Source organism: Phyllobacterium sp. 21LDTY02-6 (assembly GCF_023554255.2).
Lineage (GTDB): Bacteria > Pseudomonadota > Alphaproteobacteria > Rhizobiales > Rhizobiaceae > Phyllobacterium.
Map to the genome: position 1 here is coordinate 441613 of NZ_JAMJWD020000001.1, position 20559 is coordinate 462171.

Annotated in this window: 16 protein-coding genes and 1 other RNA gene; 16 read left to right on the forward strand and 1 reads right to left on the reverse strand. The window is 62.8% G+C overall.

The features are described 5' to 3' along the window. Positions 1-3633, reverse strand: coding sequence for a hydantoinase B/oxoprolinase family protein (locus M8997_RS02085; protein WP_250013217.1), 3633 nt, complete (start codon positions 3631-3633; stop codon positions 1-3). A 199-nt stretch (positions 3634-3832) separates the two neighbouring features. Between M8997_RS02085 and M8997_RS02090 the strand changes: the two genes are divergently transcribed. From M8997_RS02090 to murC, 16 genes are all read left to right on the forward strand, one after another. Then, the gene (locus M8997_RS02090; protein ID WP_250013219.1) at positions 3833-4240 is read left to right on the forward strand and encodes a hypothetical protein; all 408 of its coding nucleotides are present in this window, start codon (positions 3833-3835) and stop codon (positions 4238-4240) included. 131 nt (positions 4241-4371) lie between these two features. Continuing rightward, complete coding sequence (locus tag M8997_RS02095; protein ID WP_250013221.1) at positions 4372-5091, forward strand: DnaJ family molecular chaperone; 720 nt, start codon at positions 4372-4374, stop codon at positions 5089-5091. After that, positions 5078-5842 carry an N-acetylmuramoyl-L-alanine amidase gene (locus M8997_RS02100; protein WP_250013223.1) on the forward strand — a complete coding sequence of 255 codons (765 nt, stop codon included), beginning with the start codon at positions 5078-5080 and terminating at the stop codon, positions 5840-5842. The genes M8997_RS02095 and M8997_RS02100 overlap by 14 nt, the downstream gene beginning before the upstream one ends. A gap of 212 nt (positions 5843-6054) precedes the next feature. Further along, a complete protein-coding gene (locus M8997_RS02105) occupies positions 6055-6837 on the forward strand; it encodes a lytic transglycosylase domain-containing protein (RefSeq protein WP_250013224.1) in 783 nt (260 codons plus the stop codon). An 80-nt stretch (positions 6838-6917) separates the two neighbouring features. Next, an RNA gene (rnpB, locus tag M8997_RS02110) (RNase P RNA component class A) lies at positions 6918-7350 on the forward strand. A gap of 414 nt (positions 7351-7764) precedes the next feature. Further along, the gene (gene mraZ, locus M8997_RS02115; protein ID WP_250013225.1) at positions 7765-8214 is read left to right on the forward strand and encodes a division/cell wall cluster transcriptional repressor MraZ; all 450 of its coding nucleotides are present in this window, start codon (positions 7765-7767) and stop codon (positions 8212-8214) included. Then, a complete protein-coding gene (rsmH, locus tag M8997_RS02120) occupies positions 8211-9209 on the forward strand; it encodes a 16S rRNA (cytosine(1402)-N(4))-methyltransferase RsmH (protein WP_250013226.1) in 999 nt (332 codons plus the stop codon). Before mraZ ends, rsmH begins: the two co-directional genes overlap by 4 nt. 2 nt (positions 9210-9211) lie before the next feature. Further along, complete coding sequence (locus tag M8997_RS02125) at positions 9212-9616, forward strand: hypothetical protein (protein WP_250013227.1); 405 nt, start codon at positions 9212-9214, stop codon at positions 9614-9616. Next, the gene (locus M8997_RS02130; RefSeq protein WP_250013228.1) at positions 9616-11355 is read left to right on the forward strand and encodes a penicillin-binding protein 2; all 1740 of its coding nucleotides are present in this window, start codon (positions 9616-9618) and stop codon (positions 11353-11355) included. The genes M8997_RS02125 and M8997_RS02130 overlap by 1 nt, the downstream gene beginning before the upstream one ends. Before the next feature lie 72 nt (positions 11356-11427). Then, a complete protein-coding gene (locus tag M8997_RS02135; RefSeq protein WP_250013229.1) occupies positions 11428-12897 on the forward strand; it encodes a UDP-N-acetylmuramoyl-L-alanyl-D-glutamate--2,6-diaminopimelate ligase in 1470 nt (489 codons plus the stop codon). Beyond that, on the forward strand, positions 12894-14327 hold the full coding sequence (locus M8997_RS02140; RefSeq protein WP_250013230.1) for a UDP-N-acetylmuramoylalanyl-D-glutamyl-2,6-diaminopimelate--D-alanyl-D-alanine ligase: 1434 nt from the start codon (positions 12894-12896) through the stop codon (positions 14325-14327). The genes M8997_RS02135 and M8997_RS02140 overlap by 4 nt, the downstream gene beginning before the upstream one ends. A 31-nt stretch (positions 14328-14358) precedes the next feature. After that, positions 14359-15441, forward strand: a complete 1083-nt coding sequence (gene mraY, locus M8997_RS02145; RefSeq protein ID WP_250013232.1) for a phospho-N-acetylmuramoyl-pentapeptide-transferase — start codon at positions 14359-14361, stop codon at positions 15439-15441. A 7-nt stretch (positions 15442-15448) separates the two neighbouring features. Next, positions 15449-16861, forward strand: a complete 1413-nt coding sequence (murD, locus tag M8997_RS02150) for a UDP-N-acetylmuramoyl-L-alanine--D-glutamate ligase (protein ID WP_250013234.1) — start codon at positions 15449-15451, stop codon at positions 16859-16861. Next, on the forward strand, positions 16845-17999 hold the full coding sequence (ftsW, locus tag M8997_RS02155) for a putative lipid II flippase FtsW (RefSeq protein ID WP_250013236.1): 1155 nt from the start codon (positions 16845-16847) through the stop codon (positions 17997-17999). Before murD ends, ftsW begins: the two co-directional genes overlap by 17 nt. A 3-nt stretch (positions 18000-18002) precedes the next feature. Further along, complete coding sequence (gene murG / locus M8997_RS02160) at positions 18003-19133, forward strand: undecaprenyldiphospho-muramoylpentapeptide beta-N-acetylglucosaminyltransferase (RefSeq protein WP_250013237.1); 1131 nt, start codon at positions 18003-18005, stop codon at positions 19131-19133. Further along, positions 19130-20530, forward strand: a complete 1401-nt coding sequence (gene murC / locus M8997_RS02165) for a UDP-N-acetylmuramate--L-alanine ligase (RefSeq protein ID WP_250013238.1) — start codon at positions 19130-19132, stop codon at positions 20528-20530. Before murG ends, murC begins: the two co-directional genes overlap by 4 nt. Positions 20531-20559: the final 29 nt, after the last annotated feature.

Below are 20559 nucleotides of genomic sequence, written 5' to 3' on the forward strand. Positions count from 1 at the left end.
TCAATCCCCGCTGCCGTAGCCGCCCGGCGTCGGCGTGGTGACGATCACCGCTTCGCCCGCCTCGAGCACGGTCTGGTCGCAGGCTTTCAGACGTTCGATCGTGCCGTTCCGGCGGCGGACCTCGGTCTTGCCGGCCTCGCCGTTTCCACCGCCGTCCAGCCCCTCGGGCGGGCGGCCCCGATGCGACGAGAGTATGGCGCAGTCCATCCGTTCGAGGAAACGCAAAGTGCGGCTGGTGCCGTCGCCACCGGGAAACGTCCCGCGTCCGCCGGAGCCCTGGCGGATATGGAAATCTTCGAGCAGCACCGGGAAGCGCATTTCCAGGATTTCAGGGTCAGTCAGCCGCGAATTCGTCATATGAGTATGGACGCCGGCCGTGCCGGCAAAACCGGCGCCATTATTGTGGCGGCCGGCAGGCGAGCCCGAGCAGATCGTCTCGTAATATTGGTAGCGGTCATTGCCGAAGGTCAGATTGTTCATCGTCCCCTGCGAATTGGCCATGGCGCCGAGTGCGCCGAAGAGTGCGTTGGTGACGTGTTGCGATGTCTCGACATTGCCGGCGACCACGGCGGCGGGATAGGCCGGCTTGAGCATCGAGCCATCGGGTATGATGATGTCGATCGGGCGCAGGCAGCCGGCATTCATCGGTATCGCCCCTTCCACCATGACGCGGAAGGCATAGAGCACCGCGGCGCGGGCGACGGGTTCGGGAGCATTGAAATTGTTCTTCATCACCGGCGAGGTGCCGGTGAAATCGACGATTGCGCGCCGCTCCTGCCTGTCGACGCTGATCTTGACGCGGATCGTCTGGCCGGTATCGGTGTCGTAGGAATATTGCGACTGTTCCGGCAGCCGGTCGAGAACCGCCCTGACGCTTTCGGCGGCATTGTCCTGGACGTGTCCCATATAGGCTTCGACCACGTCGAGGCCGAACAGGCCGATCATTTTCCTGAGCTCGGCAACGCCCTTCTCATTGGCGGCGATCTGGGCCTTCAGATCGGCGATGTTCTGGTGGACATTGCGCACCGGCCAGCGATGGTTGGTCAAAAGTTCCGTCAGTTCGGCCTCGCGGAAGCGGCCCTGCTCGACGAGGCGGAAATTGTCGATAAGCACGCCCTCTTCATCGACGGTGGTGGCAAGCGGTGTCATCGAGCCCGGCGCCGAGCCGCCGACATCGGCGTGATGGCCGCGCGAGGCGGAATAGAACAGGATGTTCTCCCCCGCATCGTCGAAGACCGGGGTGACGACCGTGATGTCCGGCAGGTGCGTGCCGCCATTATAAGGTGCATTGAGGGCGAAGACGTCGCCCGGGCGGATATTGCCGGCATTGAGCTTGATGATCGTCTCGACGGAACGGTCCATCGAGCCGAGATGCACGGGCATGTGCGGCGCATTGGCCACCAGCGCGCCATTGCGGTCGAATACGGCGCAGGAAAAATCCAGCCGCTCCTTTATATTGACGGAATAGGCGGTGTTCTGCAGCGTCACGCCCATCTGCTCGGCGATCGACATGAAAAGATTGTTGAAGACTTCAAGCATGATCGGATCGGCCTTCGTGCCGAGCGCCGCATGCCGCCGCTTCTTCTCGATCCTGCGCATCAATATGTGGTTGAGCGCCGTGATCTCCGCCTGCCAGCCCGGCTCGACGACGATGGTCTGGTGCGCCTCGATGATCAGCGCCGGACCCTTGATCCTGTGGCCGGGCCTCAGACCGTCGCGCAGGAATGCCGCGGCGTCATGATACTGGCCGCCCGAATAAAACCGGACCTCTGTTCCACTATTCGGAACACCATCTTCGGTTGCAGACTTTGTCTCTATGCGCGCGCGCTCGCGGTTGTCGCTGCCTTCGACCGAAACCGCCTCCACCACGATCGGCTTGTTGTCGTAGACGAACCCGAATTGCGCCTTGTGCGCCGCTTCGAAGCCGGCCAGCGCCTGCTCCAGCGAGAAATGGGAGAATTCCACGGCGATGGTGGTATCAGTTCCCTCATAGCGCAGATGCAGGACCGGGCGATGCGCAATATCGCCAGCCGGTACGCCCTGTGCGGTGATCTCGCCGATGACATCGCGGGTGAGCGTGTCGCTGAGCTGGCGGATTTCCGCGAGCGCCGCTTCGGCGAACGGCTTGACCAAGGCCTGCTGGCGCGTGGCGAAGATCGAGGAAAGGCCGATGCCATAGGCGGACAGCAGGCCCGAAAAGGGATGGATCAACACTGCTTCCATGCCGAGCGCGTCCGCCACGAGGCAGGCATGCTGGCCGCCGGCGCCGCCAAAGCAATTGAGAAGATAGCGCGTCACGTCATAGCCGCGCTGGACCGATATCTTCTTGATGGCATTGGCCATGTTTTCGACGGCGATGGTCACGAAGCCTTCCGCGACTTCCTCCGCGCTCTTGCCGCCGGTCTCGGCCGCGAGGGCGGCGAACTGGTCCGCCACTGCCGCCGCATCCAGCGCCTGGTCCTGATCGGGGCCGAAGATGGCGGGAAAGAATTCCGGCCGCAGCTTCCCCAGCATCACATTCGCATCGGTGACGGCGAGCGGGCCGCCGCGGCGATAGCATGCGGGTCCGGGATTTGCTCCGGCGGAATCCGGTCCAGCCTGGAAGCGGCCCGCCCGGTAATGGAGTATCGAGCCACCGCCGGCGGCGACCGTATGGATGCGCATCATCGGCGCGCGGATGCGGACGCCGGCAACTTCGGTATCGAAGGCCCGTTCGTAATCGCCATCGAAATGGGCGACATCGGTCGACGTTCCGCCCATGTCGAAGCCGATCACCTTGTCGAAACCGGCCAGCCTTGCCGTCTCCACCATGCCGACCACACCACCGGCGGGGCCCGACAGAATGGCGTCCTTGCCCTGGAACAGGTTTGCGGCGGTGAGCCCGCCGGACGACATCATGAACGACAGTCGCGGCGTGTCGCCATCATTATCATCGCCAATGCCAAGCTCTTTGGCGACGCGGTCGACATAGCGGCGCAGGATGGGCGACAGATAGGCGTCGACGACCGTCGTATCGCCGCGCCCGACCAGCTTCACCAGCGGCGAGACCTCGTGGCTGACCGATATCTGGCCAAAGCCGATGCTGCGGGCAATGTCCGCGGCCAGTCGCTCATGCTGCGGATATTTCCACGCGTGCATGAAAACGATGGCGATGGCATCGAAGCCGTCGCGCCTGATCTGCGCAAGCTGGTCCTGAAGCGTTGCAGCGTCGGGCTCCAGCTCCACGGTCCCGTCCGCCCGGACACGTTCGCCGATCTCGACGACGCGTTCATAGAGCTGTTCCGGGAGGATGATCTCCTTGGCAAAGATGTCGGGCCGGGCCTGATAGGCGATCTTGAGAGCGTCGCGAAAACCTGCCGTGATGATGAGGGCAGTGCGATCGCCCTTGCGCTCGAGCAGCGCATTGGTCGCCACCGTCGTGCCCATCTTCACCTCGCCGATGCGCCGGGATGGAATGGGATCAGCCGCGCCGACGCCCAGAAGCTGCCTTATCCCGTGCAGCGCCGCATCGGGGTAGGATTCGGGATTTTCGGACAGCAGCTTTCGCGCATGAAGACCATGTGTCGGATCCCGTCCGATAATGTCGGTAAACGTGCCGCCGCGATCGATCCAGAAGTCCCATTTTCCGTTCATGACATTGTCCATTCGCGAGAATCAGTTAGTTGTTACTTGAAAGAGGCGGGGCGTGCTCGACAATAAGCGGGGGCTTATGCCGAGGGCAATCCATCACAGGGGGCAACTCCGACTTTCCGCAATCTTTGCGAATCACGTCACTCATGACCCAAGTCCCGCATGTTGATCGAGCCGGGACACTTGCCTAGGAGAGGAAAAGATGAAGAACAAATTGACGGTTGCCGTAGCAGCCCTGTCGCTGTTGGCCTTGGCCGGTTGCGGCGAAAGCGAACAGAAATCCGAACAGGCACCTGCCACGACAACGGAAACGCCGGCGGCACCTGCCACGACGACGGAAACGCCAGCACCTGCCACCACGACGGAAGCACCGGCGCCGGCGCCTGCTGCACCAGCGGGGACAGAAAAGCCGATGACCGTTGAAGATGCGATGAAGACGCTCAAGGAACAGGCGGCGACGATGACCGCCGAGCAGAAGCAGGCCGCGATCCAGACCGCGCGCAAGGCCGCCGAAGATGCCGCCAAGGCTGCCGGCCAGACCGCCGAGCAGATCAGCGCTGCAGCCGACGCCGCCGAAAAGGCGATCAAGGAAGCGCTGGGCGTTCAGTAAAATTCAACCTGCCGGCACGGCCAGGCCTCGTTTGGCCGTGCCGGCAGACGCAACCGGTCTTCAAGATTGAACAATTTTGATGCGCCAATATCTCGCTCGCAATCGCGAAAGATATTGAATAAAACAGAACAATGTCGATTTGGCGCCGCATAAGCGATTTCATAACCACCACTGCCGCTGATGCTTTTTCCAGCATCATCGAGGCCGTGCGCACGGCGTTTGAAGGCGACCCCGAGACCCGGCGGCGCGTGGCTTTCTCCATCGCCATGATCGCCCTGTCCGCCAAGATGGCCAAGGCCGATGGCATCGTCTCGCAGGCCGAGATCAACGCGTTCCATCAGATATTCCACGTTCCGGCACAGTATCGCCAGCAGGTCGAGCGGCTCTACAATCTCGCCAAGCAGGACGTGGCCGGATATGAGGCCTATGCCGCGCAGCTGGCATCGCTCTGCGGCTCGGGGCAACCCAACTGCCAGATGCTGGAAGACGTGCTCGACGGCCTCTTCTATATCGCCAAGGCCGATGGCGCGCTGCACGACCAGGAACTGATCTTCCTCGGCACGGTAGCGGAGATATTCCAGCTGGACGAGGCCAAGTTCGATAGCGTTCTTGCCCGCCATGTCGGCAGCGGCCGCGCCGATCCCTTCCTCGTCCTCGGGCTGCCGCGCAATGTCACTTTCGATGAAGCGCGCAAGCGGTACAGGTCGCTCGTGAGAGACAATCACCCGGACGTTCTCGTCGCACGCGGCGTGCCGGAAGAATTCATCGCCATCGCCAATCAGAGACTGGCAGCAATCAACGCCGCCTGGGAGCAGGTCGAAAAAGATCTCAAGGCGTATGAGCGCGTTTGAATCCGATCATTTTGGCGCGCACGTCCATGCTTCTCCCAATTTCGGCCCGCGCCGGGATGGCAAGCGCGTTACCGTCCTCGTCCTGCACTATACGGGCATGGAGACGGGGGAGGCGGCCGAAAGCTGGCTGGCCAATCCCGGCAGCGAAGTCTCGGCGCATTACCTCGTTCATGAGGACGGCCGCGTCGTGCAGATGGTGCCCGAGAGCGAGCGTGCCTGGCATGCCGGGCAGAGCTCGTGGAAGGGCGAGACCGATATCAATTCCTCTTCCATCGGCATCGAGATCGCCAATCCGGGGCCGCTTGCGGGGTTTCCCGATTATAACGAGGCGCAGATCGAGGCCGTGATCGACCTCTGCAAGGGGATCATTTCGCGCCACCGCATAGCGCCGGAACGCGTGCTGGCCCATTCCGATATCGCGCCCGCGCGGAAGATCGATCCGGGCGAGAAATTTCCGTGGTCGGTGCTTTACGACTCCGGCGTGGGGCACTGGGTTCCGCCGTCGCCGATCCGGGGCGGACGCTTCTTTTCACGCGGCGATAATGGCCAGCCGGTGGAGGCCTTGCAGTCGATGCTGGCCCTTTACGGCTATGATGTCCCCATCGACGGGACGTTCGGAAATGCGACGGAATTGGGAATTCTCGCGTTTCAACGCCACTTTCGGCCGGCCAAGGTTGATGGAGTCGCGGACATGTCAACCATCGAAACGCTGCATCGACTGCTTTCTGCACTTCCGTCTATAAGCGTTTAACTTATTGAGAAAAAAGCGTTTTATTGCGGTGCTTTTTGCACTGCAGCATATATATTTCAATGAGTTACATATTGTTATTTGGCGGATCAATATTCGGCTGCATTGGGCCTGCAAATCCTTGGCCAGTTGTTCCGGCACGAGCCTTCTGGGGGTTGGCCGCTGAACTTTCCCGGCCCGCTTGAGTTTGCGGGCCCCATATTAGACGGAAAATGATGACAAAAAAATTTGGTGTGATTTTCGCCCTTCTGGGGGCGGTGGCTTTGTTTGGTTCAAATCCGGCGTTCAGCGAGCCGGCCCAGCCCACGAACCTGAGGGATCTGTTCAAAGCGAAGCGTGCGGAGGCCGAAAAGGCCAAGGCGCAGAAAGCAAAAGCCGAGAAGGCAAAACCGGCCAAACCGGCCAAGGTAGCAAAGGCAAAGCGCGCGAAAGCGCAGGGGCAGAAGGTAGCTGCAAAGGCTGATCTGAAGAAGAAGGCCGAGCTGAAGAAGCCGGCGGTCAAGCGGCATGCCGGCAAGAAGGCATCCGGCAAGGCAGCGGCCAAGGCGCGGACGCGGATCAAGACGGTCGTTTCGCGCAATATCGATACGATGACGACGGGCAGCGTCGGTACGGCCGGTGGCGCGACGAAATATTCGTCGATCATCGCATCCTATGCGAGCTCCTATGGCGTTCCGGTCGATCTCGCCCATGCCGTGGTGCGTGTCGAAAGCAATTTCCGTCCGGAGACGACCGGTCTTGCCGGTGAGATCGGCCTGATGCAGATCAAGCTCTCGACGGCGAGGGGGCTCGGCTATACGGGCAGCCGGGCTGCGCTCTACAATCCGGATACGAATATCCGCTGGGGCATGAAATATCTTGCAGGGGCACACAAGCTCGGCAATGGCACCACCTGCGGCACGATCCTGCGCTACAATGCCGGCCATGGCGCGACGCGCATGAATCCGGTGTCCGCCAATTATTGTGCGAAGGTCAAATCGCAGCTCGCCTCGAACTAAAGGCGGCGATTTACGCAAAGGGCCGGATTTTCCGGCCTTTTTTGTTGCAATTTGCCGGAACAATGCGTTTATACGCAACGCCAGCTGGCCGGGCAGCCGCGCATGTCAAAAGCCGAAAGGCGGCATGTGAGGAAAGTCCGGGCTCCAGGGAAACACGGTGCCGGATAACGTCCGGCGGGGGCGACCCCAGGGAAAGTGCCACAGAAAGGAAACCGCCCCGCCTGCAAATCGGCTGCTCGCAAGGCAGAAGAGCCGATTTATTGGCGGGGTAAGGGTGAAAGGGTGGGGTAAGAGCCCACCGCGCAACTGGTAACAGGGGCGGCATGGCAAACCCCACCGGGAGCAAAACCGAATAGGGACGGCGTGCCGGGCGCAAGCCTGGCGATCAGTTTCCGGGTTAGTCGTCCGGGTGGGTTGCAGGAGGCGGATGGCAACATCCGTCCCAGATGAATGGCTGCCGCGCCGGGCTCGCGCCCGGCCATACAGAACCCGGCTTACAGGCCAGCTGGCATTTCTCTCCATAGCCGATATGGCGTGCTGCCCCCGCTGCGACAGGTCGCGGCGGCGGCTTTGCAGCATGCAACTGCATCCAACGCAAAACCGAACCGATTCAACGGGCTCTAACCCTTCATTAAGCTTAATGAGCCATAAATTAAGAATCGCCGGAAGTGCGTCCGAATTCGGGCTCATTGCCAAGTTGTGTACCCTGATCCCATTGACGCCCATAGTGCCCCATGATAACGATTGGTTTCATCAGTAGCGTTCAGTCGACACGGTGTTTCCCGACATTGGCTCTTGCTTTGCAAGGCCGGCATCCCGCTCGCGGGGCCGGTTTGCCGACGGTCGCTGACTGGCAGTCGCGGCCCGCTGATGCGGCGGGCGTCGCGGTGAAAACGGGAGCCCCTGCGGGCAAGAGGGTGGCAGGCATTGGACCGGTTTCTCGGGCACATCACGAACAGGATCGACGCGAAGGGTCGCGTTTCCGTGCCGGCTCCGTTCCGCTCGATCATTCTGGCATCCGGACATACGGAACTCTACGCGCTGCGCTCGCTGCACCTTCCGGCACTGGAGACGGGCGGCCCCGAACTGCTGACGCGTTTCGACAAGAGCCTCGAGGGCGCCGATCCCTTCACGCAAGGGGCGGACGACATGTCGTTCTACCTTCATGCGGACGGGACCTTCCTGAAGCTGGACGCGGATGGGCGCATCACGATGACCGATTTCATCCGGGAACATACGGGCATTACGAGCGAAGTTACCTTTGCGGGTGCCAATACGCATTTTCAGATCTGGCAGCCCGAACAGTTCGAGGCGCACCGGGCAAGGGTGCGGCAGCGGCTGGCCGAGAGGCGCTTGAACATGGAACGCGAGGCATGAACGAAGCAGCCGACGACAGGCACATTCCGGTTCTCATCGACGAAGTCATCGCAGCATTGCGTCCCGGCAAGGGCACGCGCATCATCGACGGCACATTTGGCGCCGGCGGTTACACGAAGCGCATCCTAGAAACGGGTGCGGAAGTCATCGCGATCGACAGGGACCCTTCGGCCATCGCGGCCGGACGGCAGCTGGAAAAGGATCATGCCGGGCGCCTGACGCTGGTGCAGGGGACATTCTCGACATTGGACCAGGTGGCCCTTCTCGGCGCGCCGGATGGCATCGTCCTCGATATCGGCGTGTCGTCGATGCAACTCGACGAGGCCGAGCGCGGCTTCTCCTTCCAGAAGGATGGTCCCCTCGACATGCGCATGTCGAGCGCCGGCGCCAGCGCTGCCGATGTCGTCAACCGTTTCAAGACCGGCGATCTTGCCCGCATCTTCAATTTCCTTGGCGAGGAACGTCAGGCCGGCCGTATCGCGCGGATGATCGAGAAACGCCGCGCGAGCGAGCCTTTCGAGCGGACGCGCGACCTTGCCAATGCCATCGAGGCGCTGGTCGGTCGCAACCCCAAGGTGCCGATTCATCCCGCCACACGCGTGTTCCAGGCATTGCGGATCTTCGTCAATGACGAGCTGGGTGAGCTCGTCCGGGCGCTGCATGCTGCCGAGCGGGTATTGAAGCCGGGCGGAAGGCTCGTCGTCGTCACCTTTCATTCGCTCGAAGACCGCATCGTCAAGCGGTTCTTCGCCGATCGGGCAGGGGCGGCGACCGGATCGCGTCATCTGCCGCAGGTGGAGCAGCGGCTGGCGAGCTTCACGCCCATCGGCAAGGGCATCGTGACACCGGGCGAGACGGAACTGGCGCGCAATCCGCGATCGCGCTCGGCCAAGCTCCGCGCCGGCGAACGCACGGACAATCCGCCGCTTGCCGAAGATCACTCGATCTATGGCTTGCCGCAACTTCCGCAAATCCATGAAACCGCGAGGAACTGAACGTGCTGCGCACCTTTGACATCATCCTCATCGGCCTCATGATCACGGCAGCTTCCGTGACCTACAAGATCAAGCATGACGCCGAAAAGCAGATGACGCAGGTCAGCAAGCTCGAACGCATGATCGCCGACGAGCGCGACACCATCGATCTGCTGAAGGCCGACTGGAGCCTGCTGACCCAGCCCAACCGGCTGCAGAAGCTCGTCGAGACCTATCACGACCAGCTCCAGCTCCAGTTCGTCGAGGCCCAGCAGATCGTCGGGCTGAACGAACTGCCGCAGCCGAAGCCGGCAGTGGAGAATTTCAAGTCCATTGCAGACATCATAACCGAGGCCGATGCCGGGGCCCTCGGAACCGACGACACGCTGACCGGCAGCGTGGCCAAGCCGAAGGGAGCGACGCACTGATGGCTGGGGCGTGGATCAAGCGGAAGAAACCCGTCGTGCAGGATGCCGGAACGCCGGCCTTCGCGCTCGATGCGCGCAAGAAGAAGACCGGCAGCCGCGCTCGCAATCGCGTCGTCATGGCCATTGCCTGCTTCGTCGGCATCTACGGCGTCATTGGCGGCCGCCTCGTCTATTACGGCATGCAGGAGGATGCGACCGGCTATAACGGCCCGACAGGCAGCACCCTCGCGGCGCGGCCGGACATTCTCGACCGCAATGGCGAAGTGCTTGCGACGGATATCAAGACCAATTCGCTGTTCGCCGAGCCGCGCAAGATCATCGATCCGGACGAGGCCATCGAACTGCTCTCGACCGTCCTGCCGGACCTGAATTTCGAGCAGACCTATAATCGCCTGAAGAGCGGCAGCGGCTTTGCCTGGCTGAAGCGCGGACTGACGCCGCAGCAGAAGAGCCAGATCATGGCGCTCGGCATTCCGGGCATCGGCTTCAGGACCGAGAAGGCACGGTTCTATCCGGGCGGGCCGACCGCGTCGCATATTCTCGGTCTGGTGAATATCGACAATCAGGGCATTGCCGGCATGGAGAAATATATCGACGCGCAGGGGCTCTCCGACCTGCGCGACGTCGGGCTTGCCGATAGCCGTTCGCTCGAGCCCGTCCGCCTGTCGATCGATCTTCGCGTCCAGCACGTGGTTCGCGACGTGGTGGTGCAGGCGATGCAGAAATACAGCGCCATTGCCGCTGGCGCGGTCGTCCTGAACGTCAATACCGGCGAAGTTCTCGCCATGGCTTCGGCGCCGGATTTCGATCCCAACAATCCCGTCGATGTCGGTGACAAGGACCGCCTCAACCGCATGTCGGCGGGCGCCTATGAGATGGGATCGACGATCAAGAGCTTCACCACGGCGATGGCGCTCGATTCGGGCAAGGTCAATCTGCAGAGCACGTTCGACGCGCGCCGGCCCATCACCATCGGTCGCCAGACGATCCGGGATTTCCACGGCAAGGGCCGTGTCCTGACGCTGCCGGAAGTCTTTATCTACTCCTCCAATATCGGCTCGGCCAGGGAGGCCGACGTGGTCGGCATCGAGGGACATCGTGAATTCCTGCATCGCCTGGGCCTTCTCGACCGGATGCAGACCGAACTGCCGGAAGTGGCACGGCCGATGGAGCCGAAAGTCTGGAAGAAGGTCCATTCCATCACGATCTCCTTCGGCCATGGAATGGCCACAACACCCCTGCAAACAGCGGTCGGGGCAGCTGCCCTGATGAATGGGGGCAAGCTCATCCCGCCGACATTCCTGCCGCGCACGCCGGAGCAGGCGGCGGAGGTGGGCAAGCGGGTGATCAGCGAGAAGACGAGTGAAGACATGCGCTACCTTTACCGCCTGAATGCCGAGCCCGGTTCCGGAGGTTCCGGTTCGCGCGCGACGGTCAAGGGCTACCGGGTCGGCGGCAAGACCGGAACGGCGGAAAAGGTGGTCAATGGCCGCTATTCGAAGGATGTGCGCTTCAATGCCTTCGTCGCAGCCTTTCCGATCGACAAGCCGGAATATGTGGTGCTGACGATCGTCGACGAACCGAAGCCGGAATCCGGCAAGGTCGGTGCCACGGCCGGTTTCAATGCCGCGCCGATGGTTCAGGAGATCATACGACGTTCCGCCTCGTTCCTCGGCGTCAAGCCAGACTTCGAGGAAGAACAACAATCCGCTCCATTGATGGTGAATTTTAATCAGTAGCGCCGCGAATCGAAGCAAAGCCATGCGTTTCTTCCGGCAAAGCATCAGGTAGAAGACAGGTCCGGTCCGGCCATGAAACTAGAACAACTGAACGGTATCCCCGCCCTGGCCAAGTCGGAACTTGGCAGAACGACCATTACCGGCCTGACATCGGATTCACGCCAGGTGGAACCGGGATATCTGTTTGCCGCGCTCAAGGGCTCGAAGGCCGACGGCACAGTCTACGCAGCGGATGCGGCGGCGCGCGGAGCCGCCGTCATCATCGCCTCGAAGGATGCCAAGCTCGGCGGCATCAAGGCTCCGATCGTCTATGTCGATGATCCGCGCCGCGCATTGGCGCTGGCGGCGGCAAGCTTCTACGGCCGCCAGCCCGACGTCATGGTCGCGATCACCGGCACCAGCGGCAAGACTTCGGTGGCCTCGTTCACGCGCCAGATCTGGGCGCATGCGGGTTTCGCCTCCGCAAGCATCGGTACGACGGGCGTCGTATCGCCCCGCCGCGAGGATTATGGCTCGTTGACTACGCCCGATCCCGTCGAACTGCACCGACTGCTCCGCGAACTCGCGGATGAGGGCGTCACCCATGCGGCGATGGAGGCCTCGTCCCATGGTCTCGACCAGCGCCGGCTCGACGGCGTGGTGCTTTCCGCCGGCGCATTCACCAATCTCGGCCGCGATCACATGGATTATCATGCGACGGTCGAAGAATATCACGCCGCAAAGCTGCGACTTTTCACCGAATTGCTGCCGAAGGGCGGCCCGGCGGTCATCTTCGCCGACGATCCGTTTTCGAAGGCGACCATCGCGGCGGCGACGGCAGTGGGCTGCAAGGTTCTTACCGTTGGCCGCAAGGGCGAATTCATCTCGCTCAAGCGCGTCGAACACGAGCGCTTCCGGCAGCATGTGGAGGTTCATATCGCCGGTGATATCTACGAGATAACCCTGCCGCTCGCCGGTGATTTCCAGGTTGCCAACGGGCTGGTGGCCGCAGGGCTGGCAATAGCCACGGGCGTGCCCGCCGCCGCCGCCATGCGCGGCCTCGAAAGACTGAAAGGCGCTCCCGGCCGTCTCGATCTCGTCGGCGCCACCGAAGATGGTGCGCCAGCCTATGTCGATTATGCCCATAAGCCGGACGCGCTGGAAAATGTGCTGACCTCGGTGCGCCCCTTCACCACCGGACGCGTCATCATCGTCTTCGGCTGCGGTGGAGACCGCGACCGGGGCAAGCGGCCGATGATGGGCGAAATCGCCACCCGCCTTGCCGATGTCGTCATCGTCACCGACGACAATCCGCGCTCGGAGGTTCCTGCGGCCATCCGCGCCGAGATATTGGCCGCCGCTCCCGGCGCCGTGGAGATCGGCGATCGCCGCGAGGCGATTCGCGAGGCGGTGGGCATGATGCGGCTGGGCGACACCTTGATCGTCGCCGGCAAGGGGCATGAAGAAGGGCAGACCGTCGGCGACGTGGTGCTGCCATTCTCCGACCATGTCGAAGTGGCGCAGGCGCTGAAGGACCGCGCCCTGGCGGGAAGCGGCTCATGAGTCTGCTCTGGTCATCCGACGCCATGCTGGAGGCGATGAACGGGCGGCCGGTCGGCACCCTGCCCGAGGGCATTACCGGCATTTCCATCGACACGCGCACGCTGAAGGAGGGCGAGGCCTTCTTTGCCATCAAGGGCGATGCGCTCGACGGACATGATTACGCTACGGCGGCAGTGGCGGCGGGCGCCGCGCTGCTGGTCGTCGCCGAGGCGAAACTGCCGGCGCTCGGCAAGCTCAAGGCGCCGCTGATCGTCGTCGACGACGTGCTGGCCGCGCTGACGCGGCTCGGCATTGCCTCGCGGGAACGGTCCCATGCCCAGATCATCGCGGTGACCGGTTCGGTCGGCAAGACGACCACCAAGGAAGCCCTTCGCCACGTGCTCGCCGATTGCGGCAAGGTGCACGCCTCGGTGGCCTCCTTCAACAATCATTGGGGCGTGCCACTGACGCTCGCAAGGATGCCGGGCGATACGGATTTCGGCGTGTTCGAGATCGGCATGAACCATCCCGACGAGATCAGGCCGCTTGTAAGGATGGTGAGGCCGCATGTCGCGTTGATCACGCTTATCGCCGCCGCCCATCTCGGCCAGTTCAAGAACCTGCAGGAGATCGCGGCAGCGAAGGCCGAGATATTCGAAGGGCTCGTGCCAGGCGGATACGCCTTGCTCAATCGTGATGATAAATACTTCAAATCGCTTGAGAAAATGGCATTCGCGGCCGGCGTCGAGCATATCAAGTCCTTCGGCGAAAGCCGGCTTGCCGACTACCGCCTGATGAAGTTGAAGCTGCATGACGAATGTTCCTGCATGACGGCGCGCCTGGACGGCGAGGAGGTCGTGGCGAAGGTCGGAGCGCCCGGCCGCCATATAGTGCAGAACGTGCTTGCGGTGCTCGGCGCCGCGCATCTGACGGGGGCGGACATGGCCAAGGCCGTGCTTGCCCTGGCGTCGCTGCGGGCCGAGGGCGGGCGCGGGGAGCGCCATGTGCTCGAAATCGGGCGGGGTACGTTCACGCTCATCGACGAGAGCTACAATGCCAACCCCGCCTCGATGCGCGCGGCTGTCGAACTCCTGGCCGCGGCGAAACCGGCCGGCAATGGCCGCCGCATCGCGGTGCTTGGCGACATGCTGGAACTCGGCAAGCACTCCGCCAGGCTGCATGCCGAGCTTTCAGCGGTGATCAGCGACAACAAGATCGACATGGTGTTTTTGGGCGGGCCTGAAATGCAGGCCCTCAAAACGGCAATGCCGGTTGATATTCACGCCGAATACAGGCAGAGCGTCGAGGAATTGCAACCGCAACTGCTCAAGACGATCCGGGCTGGTGACGTGATCATGGTCAAGTCATCCAAGGGGACCGGGTTTTCCCGGATCGTCAAGACGCTCTTGCAGAAATACAACGCTGCCGCGCCGCTCGCTCCAGCCGAGTGAACCCGCGGGGAATGGGGAAAGGCATTAGTCGATGCTTTATTATCTTGCCGGCCTGGCGGAACATGTCCAGTTCCTGAACGTGTTCCGCTACATCACGTTCAGGACCGGCGGCGCGCTGATCACCTCGGCGCTGATCGTTTTTCTTTTCGGGCCGCGTATCATCGACTCCCTCCGCATCCGCCAGGGCCGCGGCCAGCCTATCCGTGCCGACGGGCCGCAGACGCATTTCAAGAAGGCCGGAACGCCGACAATGGGCGGCCTCATGATCATGACGGGCATTCTCCTGTCGTCGCTGCTCTGGGCCAACTGGTCCAACATCTATGTCTGGGTAGTCCTGCTCGTCGCCGTCAGCTTCGGTGCGATCGGCTTCTATGATGATTACCTCAAGGTCAGCAAACAATCGTTCCGCGGCTTCTCGGCAAGAGCGCGCCTCGGCATCGAGTTCCTGATCGCCGCCGTAGCCGGGCTTGCCATCATGTGGGCCGGGCAGGAGCCGTTCTCGTCATCATTGACGTTCCCCTTCGCCAAGCAGCTGATCCTCAATCTCGGTATCTTCTTCATTCCCTTTGCCGCTTTCGTCATGGTGGGCGCGGGCAATGCCGTGAATTTCACCGATGGTCTCGATGGACTCGCCACCGTGCCCGTGATGATTGCCGCCGCGTCCTTCGGCGTCATCGCCTATCTGTCCGGCAATGCGATCTTCGCCGATTACCTGCAGATCCATTTCACCCCGGGCACCGGCGAACTCGCCGTCGTCCTCGGCTCGGTGATCGGGGCCGGCCTCGGCTTCCTCTGGTTCAATGCGCCGCCGGCGGCAATCTTCATGGGCGACACGGGTTCGCTGGCGCTTGGCGGCCTGATCGGCGCCGTGGCCGTGGCGACGAAGCATGAAATCGTTCTCGCCATCATCGGCGGCGTGTTCGTGATGGAGGCGATGTCGGTCATCATCCAGGTCGCGTCCTTCAAGCTCACCGGCAAGCGCGTATTCCTGATGGCGCCCATCCATCATCACTTCGAAAAGAAAGGCTGGACGGAAAGCCAGGTGGTCATCCGGTTCTGGATCATCGCTGTCATCCTGGCGCTGATCGGCCTTTCGACCCTGAAGTTGCGGTGAGTTGCCGATGATCGCCGCCCACTCCATGAAAGGCAAGATCGTCGCGCTGTTCGGCCTTGGTGGCTCGGGCATTGCGACGGCGAGGGCTATTCTTGCCGGTGGAGCGGAGGTCGTCGCCTGGGACGACAATCCGGAGAGCGTCCTGCGCGCCAGGTCGGCCGGCGTCCCGACGCTGGACCTGCGGCAGGCCGACTGGAAGCAATTCTCCTCGTTCGTGCTGTCGCCGGGCGTGCCGCTGACGCATCCGCGCCCGCACTGGACCGTCGATCTTGCCCGTGCCGCCGGTGTCGAGATCATCGGCGATATCGAGCTTTTCGTGCGCGAGCGCAACCTTGCGGCCAAGGCCGATGCGTTCATCGCCATAACCGGCACCAACGGCAAATCCACCACGACCGCACTGATCGCCCATATCATCAGGAACGCCGGCAGGGACATGCAGCTCGGCGGCAATATCGGCACTGCGGTCATGACGCTGGAGCCGCCGGCAGATGGCCGGTTCTATGTGGTCGAATGTTCGTCCTACCAGATCGATCTCGCGCCGTCGCTCAACCCCACGGCGGGCATCCTTCTCAATCTGACGCCGGATCATCTCGACCGGCACGGAACCATGCAGCATTATGCCGAGATCAAGGAGCGGCTGGTCGCCGGCAGCGACACCGCGATCATCGGCGTCGATGACAGCTATTGCGCGGCGATCGCCGACCGGCTGGAGCGGGCAGGCAAGCGGGTGGAGAGAATATCCAAGCGCATGCCGGTCCGGAACGGATTTTTCGCCGATGGCGCCGACCTGTTCGAGGCGCGGGACGGCGAGGCGCGGCTGATCGCGTCGCTCACCGGCATCGGCTCGCTGCGCGGCGAGCATAATGCGCAGAATGCACTTGCCGCCATTGCCGCCTGCCGCACGGCAGGTCTTTCCGAGGAAGAGATCGGCCAGGGCCTTGCCACTTTCCCGGGGCTTGCGCACCGCATGGAGCAGGTAGGGCGTATCGGCCCGACCCTCTTCGTCAACGATTCCAAGGCAACCAATGCCGAAGCCGCTGCGCCGGCGCTCTCGTCCTTTTCGCGCATCTACTGGATCGCAGGCGGATTGCCGAAGGAGGGCGGGATAAGCTCGCTATCCGGCTTCTTCCCGCGGATCGTCAAGGCCTATCTCGTCGGCGAGGCCGCACCGCAATTCGCTGCCGCATTGGGCGATGCGGTGCCGTTCGAGATTTCGGGCACCGTTGCATCGGCCGTCGCCCACGCCGCCGCCGACGCGGCAAGGGACGGTTCGCAGGAGCCCGTCGTCCTGCTGTCGCCCGCCTGCGCCAGCTTCGACCAGTTCCAGAATTTCGAGAAACGCGGCGAGGCATTCCGCGCTGCAGTCTTGGCGCTCGAGGGCGCATCACCGATTGGGGGTTCTGATGGTAAGTCGCATTGACCGTGGTCCCGTCGCCGAATGGTGGTGGACGATTGATCGCTTTCTTCTCGCCGCCTGCCTCAGCCTGATGGGGCTCGGCATATTGCTTTCCTTCGCTGCCAGCCCCGCCGTGGCGGAGCGCATCGGCCTCGAGAGCTTCTACTTCGTCAAGCACCAGTCGATGTTCATGGTGCCCGCCGTCGTCGTCATGTTCGCGGTGTCGTTCATGGCGCCGCGCACGATCCGCCGCTTCGCCATCATACTCCTCGCCGGTTCGCTGGTGGCGATGGTGGGAGCACTCTTCTTCGGCATCGAAGTCAAGGGCGCGCGGCGCTGGGTGTCGCTCGCCGGTATCTCCGTGCAGCCGTCCGAATTCATGAAGCCGGCCTTCGTCATCGTCTGTGCCTGGCTTTTCGCGGAAAACGAACGCCGCAAGGACATTCCGGGCAATTTCTTCTCCATGGTGCTGTTCTGCATCGTCGCGGCGCTGCTCGTCGCGCAGCCCGATCTCGGCCAGACGATCCTGACGGCCGGCACCTGGGGTGCGATGTTCTTCATGGCGGGCGTGCCCTGGATCTGGATCATCGGGCTTGGCGTCCTTGGCGCGGCGGGCTTCTTCAGCGCCTATACGGTATTTCCCCACGTCGCCGGCCGTATCGACCGCTTCCTGACAGGGGAAGGCGACACGTTCCAGGTGGACGCAGGCCGGGAGGCGATCATTCGCGGTGGCTGGCTCGGGCAGGGCCCGGGCGAAGGCACGATCAAGCGCATCATCCCCGACAGCCACACGGATTTCATCTTCTCCGTCACGGCCGAGGAATATGGCATAGCGCTCTGCCTGCTGCTGGTACTCATCTTCGCCTTCATCGTCATCCGCGGCCTGTCGATCGCGCTCAAGGAACGCGATGATTTCACACGGCTGGCCATTTCCGGTCTGGTCATTCTCTTCGGCTTCCAATCGATCATCAACATGTCGGTCAATCTGCACCTGATGCCCGCCAAGGGCATGACCCTGCCGTTCATTTCCTATGGCGGTTCGTCACTGATCTCGGTGGCTATCTCCACGGGCCTCCTGCTCGCGCTGACGCGCCGCCGTCCCGAGGCTCGCCGCTCCGCAACACTGGAAAGCAGCATGGCCTCCATGGCGCGCGCGGGTTAGCCAATGTCGAAGGGTGTTATCTTCCTGGCCGCCGGTGGTACTGGCGGCCACCTCTTTCCGGCCGAGGCCCTGGCGCACGAACTCATCGAGCGCGGATGGGATATCCAGCTGGCGACCGACGATCGCGCCGAGCGGTTCACATCGGGATTTCCGGCCAGCAAGATCCATGTCGTGCGCTCCGCCACCATAGCGGGGCGCAACCCTCTGGCGCTGGCGAGAACGTTCTGGACGCTCTGGCTGGGCAATCTCGATTCGCGCCGGCTGTTTCGTTCGGTGAAGCCGAAGCTCGTCGCCGGCTTTGGCGGCTACCCGACATTGCCGCCGCTCTATGCGGCGACCGCCATGCGCATACCGACCCTCGTCCACGAGCAGAACGCCGTCATGGGACGCGCCAACAAGGCGCTGGCGGCGCGCGTCGATGCTATTGCCGGAGGCTTCCTCGCGGATGCGCCCGGGCCCTATGCCGCAAAAACGGTGATCACCGGAAATCCGGTCCGGCCGGCCGTGCTCGCCGAAGTCGGCAGGCCCTACAAGGCGTCGCAGGCGCATCAGCCGTTTCACTTCCTCGTCTTCGGCGGCAGCCAGGGCGCGCAATATTTCTCGTCCGCAGTCCCGGAAGCCATCAAGCTTCTGGCGCCTGAAATACGGTCGCGGCTCGTCATCACCCAGCAGGCCCGCCCCGAGGATGAGGGGCAGGTGCGCGGCACCTACCAGGCGCTGGGCGTGAGGGCCGATGTCGCGGCGTTCTTCAAGGACATGCCGCAGCGGATCGCCGCCGCGCATTTCGTCCTGTCCCGTTCCGGAGCGTCCACCGTTTCCGAAATTGCCGCTATTGGACGCCCGGCGATCCTGGTGCCGTTCCCCCATGCGCTCGATCATGACCAGGCCGCCAATGCCGCGGCCCTGCAGGCAGCGGGCGGCGCGGATGTGATCAAGCAATCGGAGCTGTCGCCCGAGCGCATTGCAACCCTGCTTGCGCAGGCCATGGATGAGCCCACGCGCCTGGCGCGCATTGCGGAAAATGCGAGAAGCACGGGCAAGCCGCATGCTGCGAGGTTGCTCGCAGACCTCGCAGAGGCTATTGCAACCGGCCAAAGCGTCGAAAAGTTCAAGAAGGAAGGAGTGCGTCCATGAAGATGCCGCTCAATATAGGTCTCGTCCATTTCATCGGTATCGGTGGTATCGGGATGAGCGGCATTGCGGAAGTGCTCCACAATCTCGGCTACAGGGTGCAGGGCTCCGACCAGTCCGATGGCGCCAATGTCCAGCGTCTGCGCGACAAGGGCATCGAGGTCTTCGTCGGCCACGCGGCGGCCAATCTTGGCGATGCCGAAGTCGTCGTCGTCTCGACGGCCATCAAGAAGTCCAATCCCGAACTCGCGGCCGCACGCGAAAAGCTGCTTCCGATCGTGCGCCGCGCCGAGATGCTGGCGGAACTGATGCGCTTTCGCCAGGCTGTCGCCATCGGCGGTACCCATGGCAAGACCACGACCACGTCGATGGTCGCGACCCTGCTCGACGCCGGGCGGCTCGATCCGACCGTCATCAATGGCGGCATCATCAATGCCTATGGCACGAATGCGCGCATGGGCGGCGGTGACTGGATGGTGGTGGAGGCGGACGAGAGCGACGGCACGTTCCTCAAGCTGCCGGCCGATATCGCCGTCATCACCAATATCGACCCCGAACATCTCGACCATTACGGCACGTTCGACCGCGTCCGCGAGGCATTCCGGCAATTCGTCGAGAACGTGCCCTTCTATGGTTTCGGCGTGATGTGCCTCGACCATCCGGAAGTGCAATCGCTCGTCTCGCGGATCGAAGACCGCCGGGTCATCACCTATGGCGAAAACCCGCAGGCGGATGTGCGCTTCGTCAATCTCGTCGTTGACGGTGCGACCTCGCGCTTCGACGTGCAGATCGCCCGGCGCAAGACGGGCGAGATCACGGAGATCACCGGCCTGACCCTGCCCATGCCGGGCCGGCACAATGTTTCGAACGCCACCGCGGCCATCGCCGTCGCGAGCGAACTCGGCATATCGGCGGAAGACATCAAGAAGGGGCTTTCTTCCTTCGGCGGCGTGAAGCGCCGCTTTACCCATACGGGCAGCTGGAACGGTGTCGAGATATTCGACGATTACGGCCACCATCCCGTCGAGATAAAGGCGGTGCTCAAGGCCGCGCGCGATTCAGCCAGGGGACGCGTCATCGCCATCGTGCAGCCGCATCGGTTCACGCGCCTCGCAAGCCTGTTCGACGAGTTCGCCGCCTGCTTCAACGATGCCGATACGGTCGTCGTCGCTCCCGTCTATACGGCGGGCGAAGAGCCGATCGACGGCGTGACGTCCGAGGCGCTGGTGGCGAAGATCAAGACCGCCGCGCACCGCGATGCGCGCTATGTTGCCGGACCGGAGCAGATCGCCCCGCTGATCGCCGGAATAGCCAAGCCCGACGACTATGTGGTCTTCCTCGGTGCAGGCAATATCACGCAATGGGCTTACGCCTTGCCAAAAGAGCTGGCGGCGCTCTAAATCGCTCCTAGCCGAGCGCCTGGAAGGAT

Coding starts and splice junctions, on each gene's coding strand:
- murC (WP_250013238.1), top strand. CDS start 19,130: ATGAAGATGCCGCTCAATATAGGTCTCGTCCATTTCATCGGTATCGGT.
- rsmH (WP_250013226.1), top strand. CDS start 8,211: ATGAACGAAGCAGCCGACGACAGGCACATTCCGGTTCTCATCGACGAA.
- M8997_RS02090 (WP_250013219.1), top strand. CDS start 3,833: ATGAAGAACAAATTGACGGTTGCCGTAGCAGCCCTGTCGCTGTTGGCC.
- M8997_RS02100 (WP_250013223.1), top strand. CDS start 5,078: ATGAGCGCGTTTGAATCCGATCATTTTGGCGCGCACGTCCATGCTTCT.
- M8997_RS02085 (WP_250013217.1), bottom strand. CDS start 3,633: ATGAACGGAAAATGGGACTTCTGGATCGATCGCGGCGGCACGTTTACC.
- M8997_RS02135 (WP_250013229.1), top strand. CDS start 11,428: ATGAAACTAGAACAACTGAACGGTATCCCCGCCCTGGCCAAGTCGGAA.
- mraY (WP_250013232.1), top strand. CDS start 14,359: ATGCTTTATTATCTTGCCGGCCTGGCGGAACATGTCCAGTTCCTGAAC.
- M8997_RS02105 (WP_250013224.1), top strand. CDS start 6,055: ATGACAAAAAAATTTGGTGTGATTTTCGCCCTTCTGGGGGCGGTGGCT.
- murG (WP_250013237.1), top strand. CDS start 18,003: ATGTCGAAGGGTGTTATCTTCCTGGCCGCCGGTGGTACTGGCGGCCAC.
- ftsW (WP_250013236.1), top strand. CDS start 16,845: ATGGTAAGTCGCATTGACCGTGGTCCCGTCGCCGAATGGTGGTGGACG.
- M8997_RS02095 (WP_250013221.1), top strand. CDS start 4,372: ATGTCGATTTGGCGCCGCATAAGCGATTTCATAACCACCACTGCCGCT.
- M8997_RS02140 (WP_250013230.1), top strand. CDS start 12,894: ATGAGTCTGCTCTGGTCATCCGACGCCATGCTGGAGGCGATGAACGGG.
- murD (WP_250013234.1), top strand. CDS start 15,449: ATGATCGCCGCCCACTCCATGAAAGGCAAGATCGTCGCGCTGTTCGGC.
- M8997_RS02130 (WP_250013228.1), top strand. CDS start 9,616: ATGGCTGGGGCGTGGATCAAGCGGAAGAAACCCGTCGTGCAGGATGCC.